17 protein-coding genes are annotated in these 22,052 nt (G+C 48.0%); 1 reads left to right on the top strand and 16 read right to left on the bottom strand.

Annotated elements, in window-relative coordinates; genetic code table 11:
* Positions 1 to 237: transposase (locus AC6ESO_RS29835; protein ID WP_497094513.1), on the top strand; the 237-nt coding region annotated here is incomplete at its 5' end.
* A gap of 89 nt (positions 238 to 326) precedes the next feature.
* Here AC6ESO_RS29835 and AC6ESO_RS29830 read toward each other — a convergent pair.
* The 16 genes from AC6ESO_RS29830 to AC6ESO_RS29755 form a co-directional block, all read right to left on the bottom strand.
* On the bottom strand, positions 327 to 1,313 hold the full coding sequence (locus tag AC6ESO_RS29830; RefSeq protein WP_497094512.1) for a Gfo/Idh/MocA family protein: 987 nt from the start codon (positions 1,311 to 1,313) through the stop codon (positions 327 to 329).
* A gap of 5 nt (positions 1,314 to 1,318) precedes the next feature.
* Positions 1,319 to 3,973, bottom strand: coding sequence for an FG-GAP repeat domain-containing protein (locus AC6ESO_RS29825; RefSeq protein WP_497094511.1), 2,655 nt, complete (start codon positions 3,971 to 3,973; stop codon positions 1,319 to 1,321).
* Between the two features lie 20 nt (positions 3,974 to 3,993).
* A complete protein-coding gene (locus AC6ESO_RS29820; RefSeq protein WP_497094510.1) occupies positions 3,994 to 4,992 on the bottom strand; it encodes a carbohydrate ABC transporter permease in 999 nt (332 codons plus the stop codon).
* Entirely contained in the window at positions 4,982 to 5,911 is a 930-nt protein-coding gene (locus AC6ESO_RS29815; RefSeq protein WP_497094509.1) for a carbohydrate ABC transporter permease, read from the bottom strand. Before AC6ESO_RS29815 ends, AC6ESO_RS29820 begins: the two co-directional genes overlap by 11 nt.
* 26 nt (positions 5,912 to 5,937) lie before the next feature.
* A complete protein-coding gene (locus AC6ESO_RS29810; protein WP_497094508.1) occupies positions 5,938 to 8,529 on the bottom strand; it encodes a DUF5696 domain-containing protein in 2,592 nt (863 codons plus the stop codon).
* A gap of 16 nt (positions 8,530 to 8,545) precedes the next feature.
* A complete protein-coding gene (locus tag AC6ESO_RS29805; protein WP_497094507.1) occupies positions 8,546 to 9,163 on the bottom strand; it encodes a YIP1 family protein in 618 nt (205 codons plus the stop codon).
* 29 nt (positions 9,164 to 9,192) lie between these two features.
* A complete protein-coding gene (locus AC6ESO_RS29800) occupies positions 9,193 to 10,776 on the bottom strand; it encodes an NHL repeat-containing protein (RefSeq protein ID WP_497094506.1) in 1,584 nt (527 codons plus the stop codon).
* A 28-nt stretch (positions 10,777 to 10,804) separates the two neighbouring features.
* A complete protein-coding gene (locus AC6ESO_RS29795) occupies positions 10,805 to 11,656 on the bottom strand; it encodes a carbohydrate ABC transporter permease (RefSeq protein WP_497094505.1) in 852 nt (283 codons plus the stop codon).
* 2 nt (positions 11,657 to 11,658) lie between these two features.
* Entirely contained in the window at positions 11,659 to 12,624 is a 966-nt protein-coding gene (locus AC6ESO_RS29790) for a carbohydrate ABC transporter permease (RefSeq protein WP_497094504.1), read from the bottom strand.
* A gap of 24 nt (positions 12,625 to 12,648) precedes the next feature.
* Complete coding sequence (locus AC6ESO_RS29785; protein WP_497094503.1) at positions 12,649 to 15,552, bottom strand: extracellular solute-binding protein; 2,904 nt, start codon at positions 15,550 to 15,552, stop codon at positions 12,649 to 12,651.
* A 277-nt stretch (positions 15,553 to 15,829) separates the two neighbouring features.
* A complete protein-coding gene (locus AC6ESO_RS29780; protein ID WP_497094502.1) occupies positions 15,830 to 16,744 on the bottom strand; it encodes a carbon-nitrogen hydrolase family protein in 915 nt (304 codons plus the stop codon).
* Positions 16,745 to 16,773: 29 nt separating this feature from the next.
* Entirely contained in the window at positions 16,774 to 18,114 is a 1,341-nt protein-coding gene (locus AC6ESO_RS29775) for a hypothetical protein (protein ID WP_497094501.1), read from the bottom strand.
* Positions 18,115 to 18,159: 45 nt separating this feature from the next.
* On the bottom strand, positions 18,160 to 19,308 hold the full coding sequence (gene dgoD, locus AC6ESO_RS29770; RefSeq protein ID WP_497094500.1) for a galactonate dehydratase: 1,149 nt from the start codon (positions 19,306 to 19,308) through the stop codon (positions 18,160 to 18,162).
* 21 nt (positions 19,309 to 19,329) lie between these two features.
* Positions 19,330 to 20,379 carry an aldo/keto reductase gene (locus tag AC6ESO_RS29765; protein ID WP_497094499.1) on the bottom strand — a complete coding sequence of 350 codons (1,050 nt, stop codon included), beginning with the start codon at positions 20,377 to 20,379 and terminating at the stop codon, positions 19,330 to 19,332.
* 23 nt (positions 20,380 to 20,402) lie between these two features.
* Positions 20,403 to 20,831: an RbsD/FucU family protein gene (locus AC6ESO_RS29760; protein ID WP_497094498.1), complete on the bottom strand. Its 429-nt coding sequence runs from the start codon at positions 20,829 to 20,831 to the stop codon at positions 20,403 to 20,405.
* Positions 20,832 to 20,858: 27 nt separating this feature from the next.
* Entirely contained in the window at positions 20,859 to 22,046 is a 1,188-nt protein-coding gene (locus AC6ESO_RS29755; RefSeq protein WP_497094497.1) for an amidohydrolase family protein, read from the bottom strand.
* Positions 22,047 to 22,052 lie beyond the last annotated feature (6 nt).

The raw sequence follows: 22,052 nt of genomic DNA, 5'->3' as shown, positions 1-22,052 counted from the left end.
CCAAAGGTTGGCGCCCAAATCAGCATGTCTAGCCGAGGCAATTGTTACGACAATGCCTCAATGGAGAGCTTCTTCTCTCATTTGAAGACGGAAGCACTCTATCCTTATGATGTCCGATCCATTGAGGAAGCACAAAACAGAATTGAAGAATATATCTATTTTTACAACAACCATCGTCCGCAAAGAAAATTAAATAAGCTGTCTCCGGAACAATACCGGAGACAGCTTATTGGGTAGGGCTTTTTCTATCTGTCCACTAAATGGGGTCTTGACCAAACTCCTCTTGGAGACGAAAGGGCTTCTTTGTTGCTCGTGCACAGAAACAATTAAATAATGGATGACCAGGTCGCAGCCTTCTGGGCATAGGCTTCTTTCACAAGCATCGTCTGATAGGCTTCCTTCAGGCTGCTCGGCATTGAGGCGCCGGTTTGCACAGCGTCAAAGAACACCTTGTTTTCTTCATAAAATCCATTGGTCAAATAAACTTCCGAGCTGTCACATACCTGATCGCCTGTCATTGAACGCACGACTTCGCCTTTGCGGATCATGACGATCGATCCCGGAATGTCGTAGCTGTCGTTCCATATAGGCAAATGCAGTATGATCGTCGAGTCTCCAATATGAAGGGTTGCGCGTTCGATTACGACACCGGCATTGGGGCATACGTGAATATGCGCGATGGCACCGTTCGTCATTGTGGCATCCATATATACGTTGCTGGGGCGCTTGCCGGGAATGTCCTGATAATTGAATCTCACATGCTCATAATCGCCGCCTGTTAGATAACGAACCGCATCGATCGCGTGGATGGACGTATCGGAGAAATCCTCGTCATTGCGCCCATGGCGAAAAAACTCATAATGCGCATAATATACCGCCCCTCCCAACTCATCCAACCATGCCCGGCACACTTTCATCAGCGGAATGAATCTGCGATTGAACGCAACCAAATGCGGCACATTATGCTTCTGTGCCGCTTCGACCAAGCGCAACGTCTCCCGGCTGGTCTTGCCGGGCGGCTTCTCAATAAACATAGGAACGCCGTATTCCAATACGGCGTTCCCTACTGTTGCAGAAGCTGCTTCAGTCACTATGACGCATACCGCGTCCGGTTGTTCGGTTTCAATCATTTGTCGATAATCGGTGTAGGCGCGCTCGAAACCGAATTTTGCTCGATATGCCTCCAATTTAACCGGGTCCAGGTCGCTGCAGGCAGCCATCACGAATGATGGGTTATTCTCTCGATAACGAAGATAGGATGGGCCGTGATTCGTTGATGACATCCCTCCGCAGCCGATTAAACACATCTTCATGCTTGTTATGCTCCTTCCTGATCTACAACATATAAGAAACCATTAGTACCCGTTACGACAATCTCACCATAACCGTCGCCGTCCACGTCACCGAAAGCCGGCCAAGACAACAAGGTAGGAAACTCCATTCTCCATGCCACCTTCCACTCCTCACCGGTAAACCGAATAGCTTCAAGCGCGGACCCTGAAGTATATACAATCTCCTGTTCTCCATCGCCGTCAATATCGCAAGCGACAGGCACCGCCAGCTCCGGACTCTTTACCGAATAAAACACGCCCACTTCTTCCCCAGTCAGCGGGTCCAGCGCGTGAATCGTGGAAGCCCCGTTCAGATAGGCCGGTTCTACAATGAGCTTCCTGCCCTGGTAGTGGAATTCGCATTGATGCGTCCGGTCTGTGTACGTTCTTTGTTCGTTGCCCCATACAAGCTCGCAGCGATCTTCCATATCGTTCTCATTGTTCAATTCGACATTGGCAGTGCCGTGAGAATCCCCCGCATTGCCGAAGAAGAACGTGGATGAATGTCCTTCACACGATAGAGGCATCGGGGAAATGCTGGAAACCCAGCCGGCTCGATAATCTTTGATCCACCGGTCCACCCAAAATCCGCGCATGAAGTTTTGAAACAGCATTTCACCGGTATCGCTTTTCGCTGCCCACACATTGTTCCCGTAACCTGTCAGCACTTCATCTACGCCGTCGCCGTCCATATCCCACGCCGTGAGATAGAATGATCCAGCGCCCGATTCGTTGAACTTGCCTTTGCGGATCGCATCATGCGACCAGAGCTGGTTGCCGCTCTTGCCATCCAAACCGTAGGTGATGCCAGTGTGTTGTACATTGCGTTGTCCGGACACGACCAGCACTTTGCGGCCATTCGCATTGGCAGAAGTATAGAAGCCCAGAATGCCGCGAAATCCGCTGGGCGAACCGGAAGGAATCAATGGGAATTCAGTCTTCCACAGATCCAATCCACTCGCGTCGACCAGCTTGATCCCGCCGCCCTTACCGTTGATGCGCACCGCCACCTGATTTTGTCCATTGCCCAAGAAATCGTCCGCCACGACGCCGAAATCAATATGGCTCTTATACTGCTCGGCCGCGCCGAAGCCGTCCGTGAACCAGCGCTCATGCAGGGTGCCGTTCACTGCTTCGTAATTGACGACCTGACCAACACTGTTGGACACGATGATACTGTTGCTTTCCCCGTTCATTCTCGCAATAATCGGCAGCTTGACTTGTTGATTTGTCGGTACTCCCCAGCAGAGCGGCTCCAATTGAATGCCCGATATTTTGAAGTTTTCCGGATTCTGATACTTGGTTTCCCAACATAGCAAGAGTTGGCCGTTGCGCTGCGATTTGATCAGACTGACTTGATTCCCCCGGGAATATTGGATTTGAAAGCTTCTGACGGCTCCTGACACCGTGTGCCTTGTAATGGTTGTGTTCATTCCCGTATCCTGATAGACATAGAAGCAAACCTCATCGCCGATCTGACCGGTTACGATATATTTCAATCCCTGCTGCGATTCCTGGCCCGGATGCACCGCCATCTGTTCATTGTGAAAGCTGTCAAAGTTATAACCCCACTTGGATTTCTCTGAAGTGTAGATTACTCTACCGTCCAAGTGACACAGGGATATTCTGGAATACTCCGGTACATCGATCCCAGCCGGCTCGGACAGAAACAGCTCCAACTTGCCGTCTTGGTCGATATCAACCATGTCATGTAGATATGCATTGGGAATGTCCATGACTTCCTGGCCTGTGAGCGCATCCAATATTTTCACATGCCATTGACCGTCACCGTGTTCATTCCAGATGTTGAAGATCATCTCGTCTTGGCCGTCATCGTTGCAGTCGCATACAGGTGTTCGAGTATACGCCGTGATGACCTGGGCAGATTCGATATGATCGTCGTAAATTTTAAACCAATTCTTGCTCAGATTGACGCCATCGTTGTTGATCACGTTCACGTCCCAGGGGTAACAGGACAAGATCATGACCTCTGGCAATCCGTCGCCATTCAAATCGCGCGTCAATACATAGCCGCGCTTGCGAGATCTATGCAGCAGAGACTGCGGGAAATCCATGATCGGTTCCCTTGACCTGATATCATAGACCGTGATGCCCTCCCAGCCTTCCACCACGATCTCAGGCACACCGTCGCCATTCATATCGTCGATGACGATATGAGGTCTCTCATGATAATAGGGTAATTCAACTTGCCACAGAATCTCGGTTTCCAGCTGTTCATTCAATACCCGGCACACGACCAGCGAATTGATGCTGTTATGCAATTCCATGCTGTCCGTCACATAGACCAGGTTCAACTCATCCGGTGAATAAAGATGAAACAGGCGATAATTCATATTGTCGTGCCGATGCAGGATTCGCCCGTTCACAGCATAGTTAAGCCCGTTGAATTCATAGCGGCTCTCGATCTCATGATAACTAGCATCCATCATTTCGGGAGCTTGCATCATTTGACGGTCCACGGCGGTGTCTTCGGTAACTTCGAAATAGCCTTTGAAGTTGCCGAATTGCGTTTCCATGACCACTCTGGGATTCGTAATGTTGCCGGGCAGTGGACTGTTGGAGTTTCTTCGATTATTCCCCTTGAGCGTTTGCCATTGATCCTCCATCGATCTGTCGTTCATAGTAGCGAAACCCTCCTCTATTATTTGATTCCGGAATGCTCGATGCTCTCCACGAAGAATCGCTGGGCAAAGATGAACAGGACGAGCAGCGGCAGAATGACCAGCAAGGAAGCCGTATTGCCGATGGCTACGGAATAACCAAGCGGCGGCAGCACCTGATCGCTAAGGCCGAGTTCATTCATGATGACCCGAGTAACTTCAAATACGACCGTAGTCAACTCTTTGGAGAACGTCACGAATCCCGGTGTATAGAAGGAAACGTAATACCCGTCCGTCCATTGCCAGACAAAAGAATACAGGAAACAAGTCATCATCATGGCATAGGAACTAGGTAAAATAATTCGCAGGTATGTGCCAAAGCGGGTACATCCGTCAATATAGGCCGCTTCCTCAAGTTCTTTGGGAAGCCCTCTGTAATGTTGGCGCAAAATATAGACGTATAAACCGTTCTTATAGCCCATCACCGTCATGGAGGTCAATATGAATGGCCAGAAACTGTTCAGCAGATTGATGCCTCCGGGTTTGAACATGCCAATAATGCCAAATACATCAAAGTTCTGAAACGTTATATATTGCGGAATCAGAATGACCATCGGCGGCACGACCATTGTAAAGATCAACACTCCGAACAGCAGCGAGCGCCCGGGAAACTTGAAACGGGCAAAGCCATAAGCAACTAACGAAGAAGCCACCACTTGCAGGAGCGCCACGATTCCGGCCAATGCGAACGTGTTGAAGAATGTAGTCCAATATTCCAATTTGATGTAACTTGATGAAATGAAGAAGGTGCTGATATGTTTCGGCAGATAGATGACCGTAATGTCGAGAATGTCTTCTTTGGCCATGAACGCATTGGATATTTTTTGGATGACAGGCTGCAATATGATAAAGCAGATGCCGAACACGACGACATAATGAATCAGCTTCACAGCAAACTGGCCCAATACTTTCAGCCATCCGTTCGCTTGCCACTTATCTCTTTTTTTTCTGAACCTCAGCGTGATCCCGTTAGTTTTCATAGTAGACACCTCTAGACATGATGGCCGTAACGATGCCCATCAGCACAAGAATGACGACAAAGTAAGACCAGCCCATCGCAGAACTAATGCCGAAATTCGCTTTTTCAAACATATTTTTATTGATGGTTATGATGATCTTGTTCGTCGGCCTGGTAAAGCTGTCCACGATGGTATAGACGAGATTAACGACGATAAACGGGCTAACCATAGGGAATGTAATTTTCCAGAAAAATTCCCAGCCTGTCGCACCGTCAATATGAGCGGCTTCCTTGAGCGAAGGAGGAATCGTCTGCAAGGCGGATAGAAAAATCAAAATTTGTACGCCGGAAAGCGTAATGAGCGTGTAGATTTCATTGACGGCTTCTAGAACATAATCCACCAAAGTCATATCAAGTTTGGAACTCGTGAGGAAATTATAGAGATTGTACGAGAAAAAGTTGCCTCCGCCGGCATCCGCGATCAGGTTAGGGTCAACAGCCGATTTGGTCAACAAGATCATGCTGTTCTGTTCGAAGTTAAGCAATACGCCGGAGGTGATGATAACCGGAAGGAAAAAAACCGCACGCGCAAACGCGCGGCCTCTGAACTTCTGGTTCAGTAAACTAGCAGCTAAGAAGCTGATGATCAGGATCAGAGGAAAATCCAGTAAGATTTTCAAGACCGTCTGCAACAGCTCGGGGGCGAAGGTGGCATCTTTCAGAAAAATATATTGATAGTTGCTCCATCCGATCCATGAAGTTTTAAACCCTGTGGCCGTATTCTGAAAAGAGCTGAAGCTGTAGATTAACGACTCGACGATCGGCTTCATAAAGAACCAGACGAAGCCGAGCAGGAAGGGCAAAATAAACAAGTAACCGGCAATGCTGTTCTTCGTCGAGATCGGAATACGGGCAAATGATGCGAATTTCCAGAATTTCATCGCGATAACCGCCTCTCTTGCGATTCCTAATGGATAACTTTATATGATTGCGCCGGCAGGTTCATTGAATCGACTGTCACTTCCGACGGGCGATAATTGATATAAATGCTGGTGTTATTCGCATATGTGACCTTGTATACATCATCCAGCAATCGTTCATGATTCACCATTTGAACATCAGCAAGCGGCTCCAGCACGCCACGCGCCTCGTTATAGATTCGCACAGCCTCATCGAACCATATTTGATAATCCAGCGAGTACAAGTTGTTGAAGTTAGAATCTTTCAACTCTTCGCTGCCTCCGTATACCCACATCCAGGAAGGTATGCTGCCGGTTTCTAGCAACTTGAGCAGTTCCACCTGCGGCGTGGCTTGTGTCTGATTAATCGGAGCCGTCGCATATGGAATCAAGCCATGAACGACCAACTGATAGAATGGCACATCATACGTATAGAAATCCAGCATCGAAGAAGTTGCCGGCATGCGTTCAATGAAGCTGACATAAGGCAGTGCGTAGCTGTTTGTACCCGACGCCATCAGTGCAACGTTGTCAGCAAACTCGCGCATGACCGCTTCATCATTTTGTTGGCTCATGGTTCTGTCATACTGATTTTCATCAAAGAAATCCGAATTTAAATCTAACCCTTCGTATTCCAGCGCAATGCCATTTATCTTGTTGTTCTTCTGCAACGAAGCATTGAATTGATCGGAGAGCTTCTTTTTATATTCCGGATTATAGATGTACCACGATTCTTTCCGGTTTACATTGCCGGTGCTGATGGAGAAGGTGCGCTTGTATGCCGTCTTCTGCGTAATATATTGCGCCGCATCCCGGGACTCTCGGAAAGAATCAAACCATGAGTTGCGAATGGTATTCCGATAGGAACCGTTCCAGTCGAAATAAACGCCGATGTTCTGTTCAGCAGTCGTTGTCAGGAAGCGGTTTAGCCCCTTCTTGCCGCCTAATGTGCTTGATGGATTGACATAATCGGGATCCGTATTGCTGATCCCGCCTTTCATCCATCCGGTATACTTGACTACCCGGTCCTTAACGCCCTTCTCCGCTAATTGCTGTAGAATATCACCTGCCTGATCAAACGTGGTCAGTCCGATTTCCGTATCGCGAGGAAAGCCCAGGAATGACGATTTCTTGTTAACCGATCCGACCAGATTGAAATAAAACGGGTAGGTATGTAAGTCTTTCAACTTGTTTAATTCGTTTGATTGGTTCAGCTTGCCTGATTGTTGCAAATAATGACGATAATAGCTGGCCATCCCGGAATAATTGGCGTTATCACCGACGAAGAAAGCGTAGCGAACTTTATATGCTCCCTTATAGGCTGTCTTCTGATACACCCGCACCTCGGCTATACTGCTGAGGGACTGCAGGCCGACCGTGTTGTTCTCATGTATGCTGTACAAGAGTCCGAGAGAATTGTATTCATTGATGCGTCCGGCTTTATTGATTTGCAAAGAGGCCAGAGCCGCACCGTCTTCCAGAATGCCGAGGTATGATTGGTCCCCTGTTTTGATGCCGAGTACCGGGAGATGCATGTTCTGCATGGTCACCGTTTGCGACGAAATATCCAGCGCATTATCGTTTCCGTAATACTTCATATTGAATTCAGACTTGAAAGGTTTATTGTCCTTGAAGTCGACAATGGCTCCGCTGCCATCCGGGATGAAGAGATATCCGTCCTCTTTCGCTTGACCGGCGCCGAAAAAAGGCAGAAAGGTAATGCCGGTGACGATCAATTCCTTGCTCGATCTAATGTCCGAAGTAGGAACGGACACCACCAGATTATCCTTGTCTAACGAATATTCAACGCTGATCGTGAACCACTTCACGGCTTCCGTTTCGATCATGCCCATTTTTGCTTCGAATGCCTGCTTGTCCTCAAGCGTAAATCCGGCTTCTTCGAACAATTTGCTGATGCGCGTAAGCCCTGTGTTGGAGACCGAGCCGAACAGCATATAAATGACGTCCATATTGGCAGCGAGCGGATACTGCGCAATGATATCCTCTCTGCGCTTGGCACTCTCTTTGGCCATGACTACCTTGTTATAGGCATTCTTGAGCGAGTTCTTGTCTTTGGCTTTGGGGAATTTGGCCAAAATGATTTTCTCATAGTCATCCTGGGTGACAGCCCGCGGCATATAGGTTACTTCGCCTTTGGGTTGCAGCAAGTAATCCACCTTGACCCCGTGATCGGTCTTATAGAACTTGAATTGTTTATTGGCAACGGACAGCTCGTAATTGTTCGCTGTACTGATGTGGTTCGCCTTATCCGCATATTGAATGATGAATTGCGATGCCAGTTCGGAGGAATTGACACCTGTGGCAATGGCATCTCCCGACTTCGCCGGGGGATTCGTATACCACATCCGGCCGGTTTTCTTATCCTTGACCGCCGCTTCCGAATTATCCGGATTCAACAACAGCTCCAAATTGTCGTTCTCCGCCACCTTGACGAAATCGTTGCCCTCGAGCGTCAAAGGAGTGGCAGAAGATCGGTCGAGATTACGATCATGATTGTAATCATTCGGAATACCGCAGGCGGTCAATACCGACAAGACCAGCATAATCACAAGCAAAAAAGCGGTGATTCTCTTGTGCACGGAACACCTCTCCTTCCTATTGACGAAGACTGATCTCCTGCATAATCGTGCTGATAAAAGAAACGAATCGGTCAATCAGCGTGAAGAATAATATAAACGTAAACAACATGATGCCCATGGACAGAACGACGAGCAGAAATACGAGTATCGTTCGTCGAATCGTGTACTGATGTGTGACCAATGTGCCTATGAACAACATAAATCCGACCCAAAGCGCCGAAAACATGTTGATATAACGCAAGAATGCAATCTCCCGCAGTGTCAGGACGTTGGAAGCGATCAGAAATAGGAATCCCAGGATGACGGCCGGCACATACGCATAAGCAACATGGATGACGATGTCTTTAAAGCCGCCTTCTCCATCCAGCAAGGTGGTAACCGCCCAGTTAGCCACACAGAACAGCACGAATGGGACGACGACATTCAACACTTCGGTCATGATATTGAGCGATTCCATCCGATTGACATTGAAGATAAAACCCGTCAACTGGCGCTGCAAGATCGTAAGAACAAGCATCATCGCCATAATGAGTACGGCGACTCTGATTGAGCCGCGCTGCTCGTGCTTCAAGTCGTAAAACCCGTCAAACGGGTGAAACAAGACATGCTTGATATAACGAATTTCTTTGATCATTCATCGCACCTCCCCCAGAAGAGTCTCCGCTATCCTGCATTATTCTTGATCATCTGCAGACGGCTTTTTCTCTGCCGCCGCCACAGGAAACGGAGGAAACTGAGCAGCACGAGAGCGACGATCGCGTAACCAATTACATCCCGCAGAATCGACTCCCGGTAATGCTCATAAGCTTGGTTATAACCTTCGCGATATTCGCCTATTTTGAAGTAGTGCATCGCTTCTTTGTATTCGCCAAGCCGAAGCAACGCTCTGCCCACGCCGATATAGCCTATCTCAAAATTCGACGAAAGGCTGAGGCTCTTCTTCCAACTCTCCACAGACTTCTCATAAAGCCCATCTCGATATGCTTTGATACCTTGTTCGATACTTTGAGCGAATTCGGTTGGCCGATATGCGACGACCACGTTCCTTAACGAGTCGGCCACGAGAAGAGAATCGCCCAGCCTCTCGATGGAACTGACCTTGTCGAACAATCCTTCATTGCGGCCCGTCCCGCCAAAGGCATACAGCAGCACTCCGTTGTCGTCATAGGTGAAAATCCGATTGCGATTCTGGTCCAATACGCTGAATATCCCGTTATCATCCACCACAATATCGACAAAGCTGGACGGCCCGGCCTTCGCATCCCGGGTGGCAGCCTTCACTTTGAAGTCCAAGTCTCCTGCAACGGGATAATATCCCGACCTTCGCAGAATATCGTCGCCCTTCAGGTTGAGCTTCTTCACCACGTCATCTTGCCCCGATTGAGATGCCGAAGGCGAGATCCATCTCAGAAGTTTGGCTGAGATCGATTCGTTCAAGTTATTCACCTGAACGCCCCCAACTGTCAGCAATCGACTATTGATGCTGTTGTACAAGACTAATGGATCAACAACGTTGATCGTTCCATAAACAAAGTTGTTCTTGTCGACGAAGATGTTGTTATATTCGGTCGGCACGATCCGGCTGAGCTGTTTGGCTTGCTCCTTCGTCAAGATCTGTTTTTTCAAATAGAGCATGAGGTCAAAACCGACCTTTGCTGCGCCTAGAAAGCTTTTGACATCGCCGTTAAGGTCGATGTGCATAATCCCGAAATTGACACCCTTGGCAACGACAAAAATATTATCCGTACTGTTCAAGACAATTTTCGTAGGGGTAAACTGATAGTTTGCGCCGAGCATTTCGGAGGTAACGTGGTCGATTACCTTGATGAATGTCCCATCCTTCGAGAGGATGACAATGCGATTGTTTCTAGAATCCACGATGTACAAATCACCGTTCGAAGCGGTTGCGATATCGGTCGGAAAGTTGAACTTCTCCTCTTTACCGTCTCGTACAAATCCTTCAATCACACGTTCCAGCTTCAAAGAAGCATTCATCACGACGATGCGGTTGTTGCCGGAATCACAAATAAATAATTGATTGTCTTTGACATATAGGCTGTTAATATTGTTGAACGACGTAATTCCTAATTTGGTGCCATCAACGATATTGTCCACCTGATAGGCATCTCGCAACGCTAGAGGCTCCCCATAGATATTGTAGGTGTAGGTCTGATTGGGGCTGTATGCCATCGCATGAAGCGGCAGACATAACACAGCTAATAATAGAAGCAAGACCTTTTTTTTCATCGGACTCCCCCCTTTCATTATGCAATCATCATTCCTTAATCCCTGATGCAGCCATCGTATCTACGATTCTGCTTTGCATGATAATGAACAAGGTGATCGGTACCACCATAATAAATACGGATACCGCTGCGCCGACACCCATTCGGGCAAAGCCGCCTTGCAAGATTTGAGACAGCGCATAGGGCAACGTTTTGAATTGCTCGGAAATAATGAATGCGCTGGCAGGGTTGCTCCACAGTCCCTGCACAGAAAGGATGGTCAGGGTCAGCCATGCCGGCTTCACCATCGGCATGACAATGGTAAAGACAATTCTGAGCTCCGAGGCCCCTTCGATTCTCGCTGATTCAATGATAGGGTCCGGTACCATCTGCTCGATAAATTGCTTCATCAGGAACAAACCCAGTGAATACCCGAAAGCCGGAATAATGATAGAAAGCGGTGAATCGACCCAATGAAGGAATGTCATAACGAGATAGTTTGGGATGTTAGTAACCTGAGGTGTGAACATCAAGGATGCAATGATGATGGAGAAGAACAGCTTGCGGCCGGGGAATTCATGTTTGGCCAGTACATATGCAGCCGTTGTCGCGAACAGGACGTGTCCGATCGTACCGACTATGGTGTAGAAGAGTGAGTTAAACAAATATCTGGAGAATGGCACCCATGAATTCGACATGATCATCCACAGCATAGAAAAGTTCTGTCCCGTCGGCTTGCGTACAAAGAAGGTCGGCGGGAACAAAAACAATTCGTCCAAAGGCTTGAAAGCATTGCTTACAGCATAGATCAGGGGAAGCAGCATAAATGCGCCTAGAAATCCTAAAAACAGCATACTGATGACGTTTCCGTACAGCGAGCGCACACCCAATTTATTGGCCATAGTTACTGCCCCACCTTGCTTAGCATTCTTTGAACGGTTCTATTAATCCAAAGCATTGAGACAAACAGCACTGTCGCAATGGAAGAGGCATAGCCCATCTCGAAACGGATTGTGCCAGCGTCCATTAAATGCGCAACAACGGTGTGCGCCGCATAATCCGTACTGGGAAAGCCCACAAGATCATTAATGACATCGCATGCCATGAACGAGTTGGTAATGGCCATGATCGATCCGAACATCAGCATCGGTTTCATGGAAGGCAACGTGATGAACCAAAGTTCCTGGACGCGGTTCTGAATGCCGTCCATGCGCCCTGCCTCATAGAGCGCATTGTCAACGCCTTTAAATCCGGCTAAGAACGACAGGAAGCCGGCGCCAAGGCTCATCCAAAGTACAGCGATGATCACGACCGTCATCATCGTTTTCGGATTTTGCAGCCACTGTATCGGTTCGTTCAACATCCCGAGTTTCAACAAAATACCGTTTACATACCCATTGGCATCACCTGAGAATAACACCTTCCAGATGAAGTAAACCTGCCCTGTAATGCTCGGCGAGTAGAACACGACAACTAGCGTTGCCCGGATCCAGCGCGGCAGATCGTTCAACAACCAGGCGACAATGAACGATGCGAGAAATCCGATCGGCCCAGTGATTGCTGCGAAGAATAACGTATTCCTAACGGCAATCAGGAATACATCATCCGACACAAACAGCCTGATATAATTTTGGAAGCCAATAAATTGAGGCATTTCCAGCAGGTTAAAGTCTGTAAACGACAGCACGATCGCCGTAATGACCGGAATGATCGTAAAGGTCGTGAAGATCAGGGCATAAGGAGCCAACAATAGGTAGGATACTTTTGCTTTTCCAATCTCGCTAATGAGCGTCTGCAATTTCGATCTTATCTTACTCACCTTTCTGATCTTTATTGGCGAAGTTGATTTCACGATAGATGTAGAAGACATGCCAGTCACCTCCTTGCAAGCCTCTTATTTTCGATTGACGAATTCTCGCTGCTTAATTTCCAATTCCTCATTGATATATTTAATATAGTCCAGAATAGCATCCCGCGGGCTCTTCGGCGGCTGTGTCATCACTGTCGAACGAAATGCATTATCGATGTGACGCGGCGTGAAATATCCGCCCGGAACCTCCGGAGTCCCTACGACCTCATCCATTTGCGTACGAATTACCTTATATTCGCTAGTAGTCCATGGAAGTCGGCTCAGCGCCTCGACATTCGCTGTAGGATATCTAGCGGCAGCCCCTTGCAAATTCTCCATTTCTCGTCCATAAAGCTCCTGCACATTGGCTGATGTCCACCATTTCAGAAACTCCCACGAATCCTCTGGATGGTCATTGTCTTTCTTGAACATAATCGACGAGGTTCCGACAAACGGAACGGCTCTATTAATGGATCCATCGGCTTGCTTTGTCCCCGGAACGACCGTGAAGCCCCATAAACCTTTGATCTCGGGCGCAAATACCGACAGCATGTTATACGCCGTGTAATCTTGAATCGCAAGCGGCATTTCTCCCAGGCGAAACCGGTTCGCAAAGTCAAACACGAGCGGAATTTTGTAGTTCGAGTAAAAGGAGGACCACTGATCGAAAGCTTTAATCGCTACTTCCGAGTCAAGGTTAGATACACGCCCTCCGTCTCTGTACAAGGCACCGCCTTTTTGCAAGAGAAACGTCATAAACGTCTCCATGCCCCCATTCAAAGTGCCGTATCCGCTCGTTTCCACATTTGAAAATGGAAGTCCGATCTCTAGATTGTTTTCCTGCAGCACCGACAGCACATGGACCATCTCATCCCAGGTTTGCGGAGGCGCTACGCCGAGACTTTCCAGAATATCTCGACGATAGAACATCAGCAGGAACGATTGTGTCTCAGGAAGTCCGTACACGCCATCTGCTAGCTGATAGGGAACTACGGCACTGTCAAGGAAGCGGCCTTTCACTTCGTCGAAATCTTTAAACTTTGATAAATCCATCAAAGCACCGCGCATGGCATAGTTGACCGGATCAGCCATCCCTACTTGAATAGCCACATCCGGATTAATGCCAGACAGAACGGAAGGAAGTAGATTGCCGCTTTGCACCAGCTTCAAATTAACCTGAATTCCCGTCTGCGGCGTAAAGGACTGTTCGATCATTTGCTTCACTACCTGCGCCTGATCGCGTCCTGTCACCATCCAAAGGTCAATCGAATCTTGCTGCTCAGTAGATACCGTACCGATGGCATCATAATCCTCGAAGAAGGATGATACAAAAATGCGCACTTCATGTGACATCCGTGCGAATATATTCGCTTCAGCCTTAGGCATTTCCCCCTCTAGTCGACCTGCCATAATGTAATCAATCGTCAACGGCTGTTCGCCTAGCGTAAGAATCAAGGTTGCCATACCTGCCAGATTGGATTTGAAGCTGCTCAACCGTTTGGCAATGGTCTCAGGCTTGCGTACAAAGGACTCTAACTGGGCAGATGAATTCTTAATTAAAGCCGATTCACTGCTTCTTGAGCCTGTCAACGCGGATAGACTTTGTGACAACTTGCTAAGCGTCTTCGCCTCGCGCTCAAACACAACCATGATCCCCGGTAAATATTCGTCCAACGCATAATCGCGATAGGCATCAGGCGTAGAGCCTGTTATGGCGATAATTTGCCGATAAGCGTCATTCAGGCTGGCAACTGATTCTTCAATTTGGTGTACGATCTCGCCTAATCCGCCGAGTACGGGCTCCAAGGTAATGGTATGCTCGCCGGGTTCAAGCCCAAACCAGAATGGATCGCCGTGATCATCGCCAAACAAATAGTTCTTCCACTTCGTTGAATACTTGAACGGAATGACTTCCACTTCGGAGAATGGCACTTTCCCGTCAATGAGCAGCCTCCGGTATGAGATTCGCCCTGGGGACAAGTTTTGTTTGCCCTTCAAGGCAAGTTGATAAAGTCCAGCCTCATCGATGTGAACAGTCCAACTGATTTGTTGATTTGGCTTCTTCCAGTTGTTTCCTCCAATTGCGTTTATAGCTATTTTCGAGCCTCGATAAGGCGAAACCTTCGGTGATGAACGATCGCTGATCGGATAAAGCGTAGGATCATTGGTCGCGATGGCCGACTCACCTTCGATGAACTGGATCTTGGTATCCGAAGGCGAATACCCTTGCTGCTGCCAGCCTTTCAAAGCCTGATCGTAAGCGGGATAGGGTTCCGGCGCTTGCAAAGTCAAGGAACCGATGATCATTTCTTCTCGCAATGCATGCAGAGCAATTGTGTTCTTGCCTTCATTTAAATAAAATTCCAGCGGCTTCATATTGAAACCCCGAGCATCTTGCATAAATAATGTTTGCCATTGTGGGTAGGTGATTTGAAAGGGGCGAATGTCATTGCCACGAGGATCTTGCTTAATATTTGTTTTGCTCTTCCATAAACGCGGAAACGATAAGTCTCCAGCCGCGTTGTAAGGCACACTGCCATTGACGAGCAATGCCCGCTCCGGGTCGGAACTTCCTTGCTCTGTCGAAGAATATTCTATGTACATGGTGTACAGCCCCGCATGAGGCGCGGTAATCTCATATTCCACCGTGGAATTGTCTTTGGTCAGCAGCCCGCTGCGACCCAGAAAGTTTCCAACCGGCTCGACATTAGCGGCTGATGAATAATGCATGACATCAACGGTGATCGGAGTTAAGGATTCACTCGACTTCTCATTGGAGCTAAAGGAAGCAAGATATTCCTCGTAATCCGTGCTGGATGATATACCTGAAATGATATTTTCGTCAGAACGGGGCAAGTTATTCGTGGATGAAAATACAAGAGAAGTAGGAGCCGTCAACGAAAATATCAGCACAAAAACAAAAACAGAAGCAAACGTTTTCACCTTCATGATGTTCGTTCCCTTCTTAAATTAGAATTACATACGGCTTATCTTAATAATTTAATCATAAGTAGATCCGATACTTATGTCAATATTTAAATTTAATGAGATTCGACGCTTACATTAACTGGGTGAATTTCTCGCTGCCACTCTCTCTTTTTGTATACGAATAAAACCCCACAGCCGCTGGAATATCAACATAACAGCGCGGCAATGGGGTCCTCATTCAATTGATTAATCTGACAATATTTAAATTTAGATGCCAAGATACGGCGTCGTGCGATACTTATATGGTTTTGCTGACGAAACGGAATCCTCTCATACGATCGATACCATTCATACTTCTTTCTTTATATGCCCGCAACTCTTCCAATCCATATTGTTGTGCCAATTGTTGCACGGAGACGTCCGGATCAAGACAACGCAGCGTAAACCATTGTTCCCGTTCCATCAAGCAATCCTGCTCAATTCGCCCCGCATAATCCTTTAAGAGCGCATCTCTCTTATCGATATTAAAGTTCTCATGAAAGATCCGGCGATCCAGGTCGAGTGTAATTCGACTGATATTAATTTCTCCGGGATTCTTTGAATAATGGATTTCCTTGCCGGTAATATCATAGACAATACAATCGCTTAACAGGGTCGATGTCACAATATAGAATTGATGATTGATTGCATGTGCCTGCAGAGAGGTTCCAGCCGAATAGGCACTTGGCCATAATACAAGTTCCGCACCTTGTTGGGCCAATCGCTTCCATACTTCGGGGAAATTGGCATCAAAACAGATGGCCATACCAATTGTTCCAAAGTCCGTTTGATAGACAGGCGCTTCCACACCGCTTGCAACCGGCGGAGTCAAATCGAACTCATTCCAGAATGGATAGACCTTGTCATAAATGCAAACGATCTCCCCTTCTCGGTCGATAAGAATGGCAGAATTCGCCTGCTTATTCTCATCGATTAGCCGAAACATGGGATGGATAATATAGGTATTGTATCGCTTAGCCAAGGCGCGCATCGTCAAGACCGCTTCACTGTCGATCTGCTCCGCATCGTTCCCTCTCCACGTTTCCGGCAATACAATCAAGTCGCATCCTTTAGCAGCCTCTTGCTCTACGATTGCACTGATTTCGATAAGCGGTCGATTGCGAAAGCTAATACTAACGATCTCTACCGGTCTTCCCATCTTCTCATTGTCCATATGAATCGCCTCATTATAATAAAATTGGATTATTTGCTTATAAATCCGCGAAGGTTATCCAGCACAATTTTACAAGGATTATTCGTTTTGGCAACTTTGATTTCCAGGGAGACTTGATCTGCCTTGGATTCACCATTGCAATCCAGTGGTATTACAATTCGTCTGGTCGACATCCAGCGTAATTGATAGATTTCACGGAAGCTGTAGGTATCGCCGTTCTTCAGTGACACTTCAACGACGACATCCTTCCCACGGTCCATGACATCCAAGGCAATATGCGTCAAGGCAGGATTATCGTGCAGGTAGTTGTTCAAAGGTCGGATCACAATCGCCTCCGCCTCCCCCTGCCCCTGTGGAATCGTCCACAAAGTCGAACCCGAGCCTTCTGTCACACCTTCCGGATACAGAAACATATGTAAATTACCGTTCGTCCAGTTTCCTTCGCTTCTATAACGCTCCAACGTGCTTCCTTCTACAAGCCAGCCGCTATTCATCGCATTTTCCAGACCATCAAGCAGTATGCCTTTGTCCGTAGCCCAAATCGCAGGCCGGGTTGATACTACATGATCCTCGGCATAAGGGAAATCTTCCTGAAACATGCTCGTCAGCAATGGCAAATCAGCAGGCATAATATACACGACTGTTTTGGCCGTTAATGACTTGGCATTCGGACCGTCCGCTGCGATATTGCTGTGCAAACATGGACCCCAGCGGATTCCCAGCTCATAAGGATTATCGCTTGCAGTGGCAATGATATGCGAATTATCATCCGACACCCAGCCAACCGGAGCCAGCAAAGCGGTTTCACCTTGTTTGGTGAACGCCTCCGTTGTAAATCGTTGTATCCACGGGCCTTCTTTGTAGGGTTCATTCTGATACTCAGCACGATTTCTTTCCACGTCCGACAGCCATCTGAACCCTTTTCCTTTGAAAAACCCGAACGATTTTCTCGCCATTTCAAATGCCGGGTGATTCTCAATGGAAAAAGAAGATGACTGTAAACAAGGTTCAAATGAGAACAGAGCTTCCTCGGACGAGATCTCTAACCTGCTCTCAATCGTAATCCTGTACTGCTCGGGGACGACCCGCATATGCAGTGTGAAGGGAATGTTGGGTCCCGGCATTAACTTTGGTTCGAGACAGAGCAAACCTTCAACTTCAATATCCATTCCTGCATCCGTTTCCCATACTTCACACTTTTGGGACACGCAATAATAAGAAATGCTTTTGTCGAAGGTTCCCGTTCGCACATTCTCGATGTTAAGCGTTAGAACAGGAATATTCGTAATCGTTTTAGATGTAAAAGCTAATGTAGAAGTGTGTCCGATATTTCCCAGAAATTCCACTTGGATCTTCGGTTCTGTTGACATTAACGGATCATCCCTTCTTAACTGTTTCATCATGGCAGCGTCACATTACCATTCTGCGATTGAACCGTCCTCATGTCGCCAAATTGGATTATGCCAATCATGGCCGATCTCAGCTTGTTTTTTGACATAGTCCTCGTTGATCTCTATTCCTAAGCCAGGACCTTGCGGAATCGTTACAAATCCATCCTTATAGTCAAAGACAGTCCGATCCTGCATGTAGTCCAGCAGATCGTTCCCCTTGTTATAATGGATGCCCAAGCTTTGTTCTTGGATAAAGGCATTGTGCGCGGTAGCATCCACTTGCAAGCACGCAGCGAGTGCGATCGGACCGAGCGGACAATGAAAGGCAACCGCAACATCGTAAGCTTCCGCCATAGATGCGATTTTTTTGCACTCCGTGATTCCTCCCGCATGCGATAGATCCGGTTGAATGATGTCCACACATCCGTCTGCCAGCAAAGATTTGAAATCCCAGCGGGAGAACATTCTTTCTCCGGTCGCAAGCGGTATGTGCGTATGCCTGGAGAGTTCCCGCAATGCTTCATTGTTCTCCGATAATACCGGCTCCTCAAGAAACATCGGGCGATACGGCTCCAGTTCTTTGGCGAGTACTTTCGCCATCGCCTTATGAACCCGGCCGTGAAAGTCGATTCCGACTTCCAATTGATTACCGACCGCTTCCCGAAGGGCGGCAATACGCTCCACAGCTCGATCAATCTTGACATAAGAATCAATGTACTGTAATTCTTCGGTCCCGTTCATCTTGACTGCTGTAAAGCCTTTTTCAAGCGCCTCTTTGGCCGAAGCCCCCACATCGCTTGGACGGTCACCGCCAACCCAAGAATACACACGGATCTTATCGCGGCATGCCCCTCCCAATAGTTGATAGATTGGCGCATTGAAATATTTCCCCTTGATATCCCACAGCGCCTGATCAATCCCGGCAATTGCGCTCATCAGAACGGGACCCCCGCGGTAAAACCCGGATCGGTACATCATATTCCAATGATCCTCAATACGGAGCGGATCCTTACCGATTAATACTTCCATCAATTCCTTTACCGCAACGGCTACCGTCGAGGCGCGCCCTTCAACGATTGGTTCTCCCCATCCATACAAGCCATCATCCGTCTCAATTTTCAGAAACAACCAGCGAGGCGGCACTTGATAAAGACTATAGCTTTTGATTTTCATAGTAGACCGTCACTCCTCAAATTAACAAATTCGGCTGTTGTTACGGTTTTCATAGTAATCCGGATTCGTTCCCAGTGTCTTCAATACAGGCTCCGTGATTCGGTTAAGCCGATCTATTATCTCTTTGGGTAGTTGATAATACGCCCCCTGGATGTTCATCTCCAATTGTTCGACATTGCGCGAGCCGACAATGGATGTCACGATTCCTTTATTGGCGATCACCCAGGCTAGGGACAACTCGATAGTATGAATATTCAGTTCATCCGCGATCCGGCGAATTTCTTGCAAAGCGTACACGATTTCCCGTTCTGCACCTTCCTCACCGTGACGCGTCCCTTGGCCGCGACTGTGATGAAAATGCCTGGAGCGTGTTTGCATGGGCTTCATCTCTTCGATCGAATGATATTTGCCGGACAGCAGCCCCTGTAAGAGCGGCATATAACTAATGACCCCGATCTCATTCTCCACGCAATACGGAAGAATGCTTTCTTCAATCGCTCTGGAAAATAAATTATAAGCCATTTCATTGGCGATAACCGGAACCCCGGTCTGTTTGACTTCTTCCATCTGTTTGATCCCATGATTGCTGATGCCGATATGGCGAATCTTCCCTTGCTTCTGTAGATCAAACAACGCCTGAAACCCTTCATGCAAATCCGGCGGCTTTGCAATCCGATCTTGATCCTTAGTAAAGTGAGCAACGGCATGACCGGAAATCGGCCAATGCAGCATATACAGGTCAATATAATCGGTCTGTAATCGCTTCAAGCTGTTGTCGCAATGCTGCACCAGTACATTCGGATACATATTCGATGTGCTGATTTTGCTCCCAATGATCGCTTGTTCCCGTCTGCCTTTCAATGCACGGCCTAGTGAAATTTCACTTTCTCCGTCATTGTATACTTCAGCCGTATCAAAGTAATTGATGCCGCTGTCAAGCGCCCGGTGAACGACGGCATCGACATCCTGTTGATCTTGCGGCCCCCAATAGGTTCCGCCGCCGAACTGCCAGCACCCAAGTCCAAGTACGCTAAGCGCAAGCTCCGAGTTGCCAAGTTTTCTTTTCTCCATATTTCACCTCCGGAAGCAAGAAATTAAGGCCGAACAACACCCTTTTTCAAGATCAGATTCCCTTTGTAGGCGGTATCGCTTGTAATGACGATGGCAAATGCTTTCTTCGCCCTCTCATAGAAATCAAATCGATCTACATATTCCATGCCGGCAAAGTTGCCTGACAACCGTTCAATCGTATCCCCGTACGTTTGCCAAACAACCGGAGTTTCTTGCTCCGGAAGCAAGGACATGACTGCATAAGGCTGCTTGACAGCGTAATCAAGGGGAAACAGCGGCAGCACAGCTTCCAGCAAATCAATAATGCGATGCCCATCTGCACGAACTAAACGCTGCGCACATGTGACAGCCGGGAAATTGCCATCCGCCAATACAAGCTCATCCCCATGTCCCATCTCCATCAGAATTTTCAACAACTCCGGTGAAATAATCGACGGTATGCCGAATAACATGCTATCCCTCCTCCCATCAAGGCCCGATTACAAGTTATAGATGTTTTGCGCGTTCCGATACATGATTTTCTCTGCAAAGGACATCGCGCGCCGTTCATCGAAATATCCGTCTCTCACTTTCTCGGACAGTACTTTGGTCAAAACATGACGGAATGCCATGGCGGCGCCTATCGATTCCTCGGAGGTCTGGCAATCTCCGCCCCAAGTGATATGGCCGGAATCGAACAGTACCTCAATATAGGTATGCAACGCCTCGACCGCGCTCGTCGTCGAAATTAGCGGCAACCAATTGATATCCAGCACGACATTTCTGTAGTTATGCGCAATGCCTGCAGTTTCCTTGACCCACGGGAACCCGCCATGGAAGAATACGAATCTAGTTTTAGGGTTTCGTGCAACGAACGGCTCCAATAGGATCGGGCTTGAGCCTGACAATTGCGCAAGTCCGGTATGAAGCTGGATCGGCAAATCCAGTTCGGCGCAAAGCGGGGCAGTCAGTGACATGACATAATCGCCAAACTTGAGCTTCTCTTGCTCTGTAAGCAGCTCTGGCGACTTCCCATAAATCCCCAGAATCTCTTCACGCGTAACAGGCAGGAAGCTGATCGTGCGTTGATAAGCGATTGCATTCTTCAAGGCCACGATCCCCGGCCTTCTTGCGCGAAGTTCATCCCTAAGCGCATCCTCAAACCCGCTCAGCGTATTCACTTTACCCGCCAAGTTCGGGGAAATTTGCTCTTGGACGAGCTCCGGCGTATAGGCGGTCATCCATTGATCGATACGGTAGACAGCGGAGACGATCTCCGGATGCCCCAAATCGATTCCGGTATCCCAGAAGCAGTCCTCCAGAAACCGGATGTAGCGGCCATGCTCGCGCAGCAGCCGAATATGACTATCCTGTTGTTGATGCGTCTCTTGGATGCGGCCGGAAATGTACGCCCAATTCGCCTCCGTGATCTGACCCGTGCCGTATATTTGCTGAATCGCCTTCTCCAGCCAGACAAAATACGAATTATAGCGAACGCGCTCCAGCCAGCTTTGCCGTTCCTGCGCTGTTTTGTCCCGAGGAAGTCCATGCCACGCGATGTAGGCGGTCGATAGGAGCTTGTCTAAATCCAGCGACTTGTGGAAAGCATCCTCCTGATGATGTTCATGGGTACTGATGATATCCGTTTGGTTGATGAACTCACGAATCGATTGCAGCGTGTCCGACATGTTAGG

The sequence above is a fragment of the Paenibacillus rhizoryzae genome (genome assembly GCF_059686995.1).
The sequence above is the reverse complement of the archived record's forward strand: the minus strand, read 5'-3'. Positions and strand labels throughout refer to the sequence as shown.

Bases quoted from the DNA above. Each gene is read 5' to 3' on its own strand.
- AC6ESO_RS29805 (WP_497094507.1), bottom strand. From the start codon at position 9,163: ATGATCAAAGAAATTCGTTATATCAAGCATGTCTTGTTTCACCCGTTT.
- AC6ESO_RS29815 (WP_497094509.1), bottom strand. From the start codon at position 5,911: ATGAAATTCTGGAAATTCGCATCATTTGCCCGTATTCCGATCTCGACG.
- AC6ESO_RS29785 (WP_497094503.1), bottom strand. From the start codon at position 15,552: ATGAAGGTGAAAACGTTTGCTTCTGTTTTTGTTTTTGTGCTGATATTT.
- AC6ESO_RS29795 (WP_497094505.1), bottom strand. From the start codon at position 11,656: ATGGCCAATAAATTGGGTGTGCGCTCGCTGTACGGAAACGTCATCAGT.
- AC6ESO_RS29780 (WP_497094502.1), bottom strand. From the start codon at position 16,744: ATGGACAATGAGAAGATGGGAAGACCGGTAGAGATCGTTAGTATTAGC.
- AC6ESO_RS29760 (WP_497094498.1), bottom strand. From the start codon at position 20,831: ATGTTATTCGGCATACCGTCGATTATTTCACCGGAGTTGTTGAAAATT.
- AC6ESO_RS29825 (WP_497094511.1), bottom strand. From the start codon at position 3,973: ATGAACGACAGATCGATGGAGGATCAATGGCAAACGCTCAAGGGGAAT.
- AC6ESO_RS29790 (WP_497094504.1), bottom strand. From the start codon at position 12,624: ATGTCTTCTACATCTATCGTGAAATCAACTTCGCCAATAAAGATCAGA.
- AC6ESO_RS29765 (WP_497094499.1), bottom strand. From the start codon at position 20,379: ATGGAGAAAAGAAAACTTGGCAACTCGGAGCTTGCGCTTAGCGTACTT.
- AC6ESO_RS29830 (WP_497094512.1), bottom strand. From the start codon at position 1,313: ATGAAGATGTGTTTAATCGGCTGCGGAGGGATGTCATCAACGAATCAC.
- AC6ESO_RS29755 (WP_497094497.1), bottom strand. From the start codon at position 22,046: ATGTCGGACACGCTGCAATCGATTCGTGAGTTCATCAACCAAACGGAT.
- AC6ESO_RS29820 (WP_497094510.1), bottom strand. From the start codon at position 4,992: ATGAAAACTAACGGGATCACGCTGAGGTTCAGAAAAAAAAGAGATAAG.
- dgoD (WP_497094500.1), bottom strand. From the start codon at position 19,308: ATGAAAATCAAAAGCTATAGTCTTTATCAAGTGCCGCCTCGCTGGTTG.
- AC6ESO_RS29775 (WP_497094501.1), bottom strand. From the start codon at position 18,114: ATGTCAACAGAACCGAAGATCCAAGTGGAATTTCTGGGAAATATCGGA.
- AC6ESO_RS29800 (WP_497094506.1), bottom strand. From the start codon at position 10,776: ATGAAAAAAAAGGTCTTGCTTCTATTATTAGCTGTGTTATGTCTGCCG.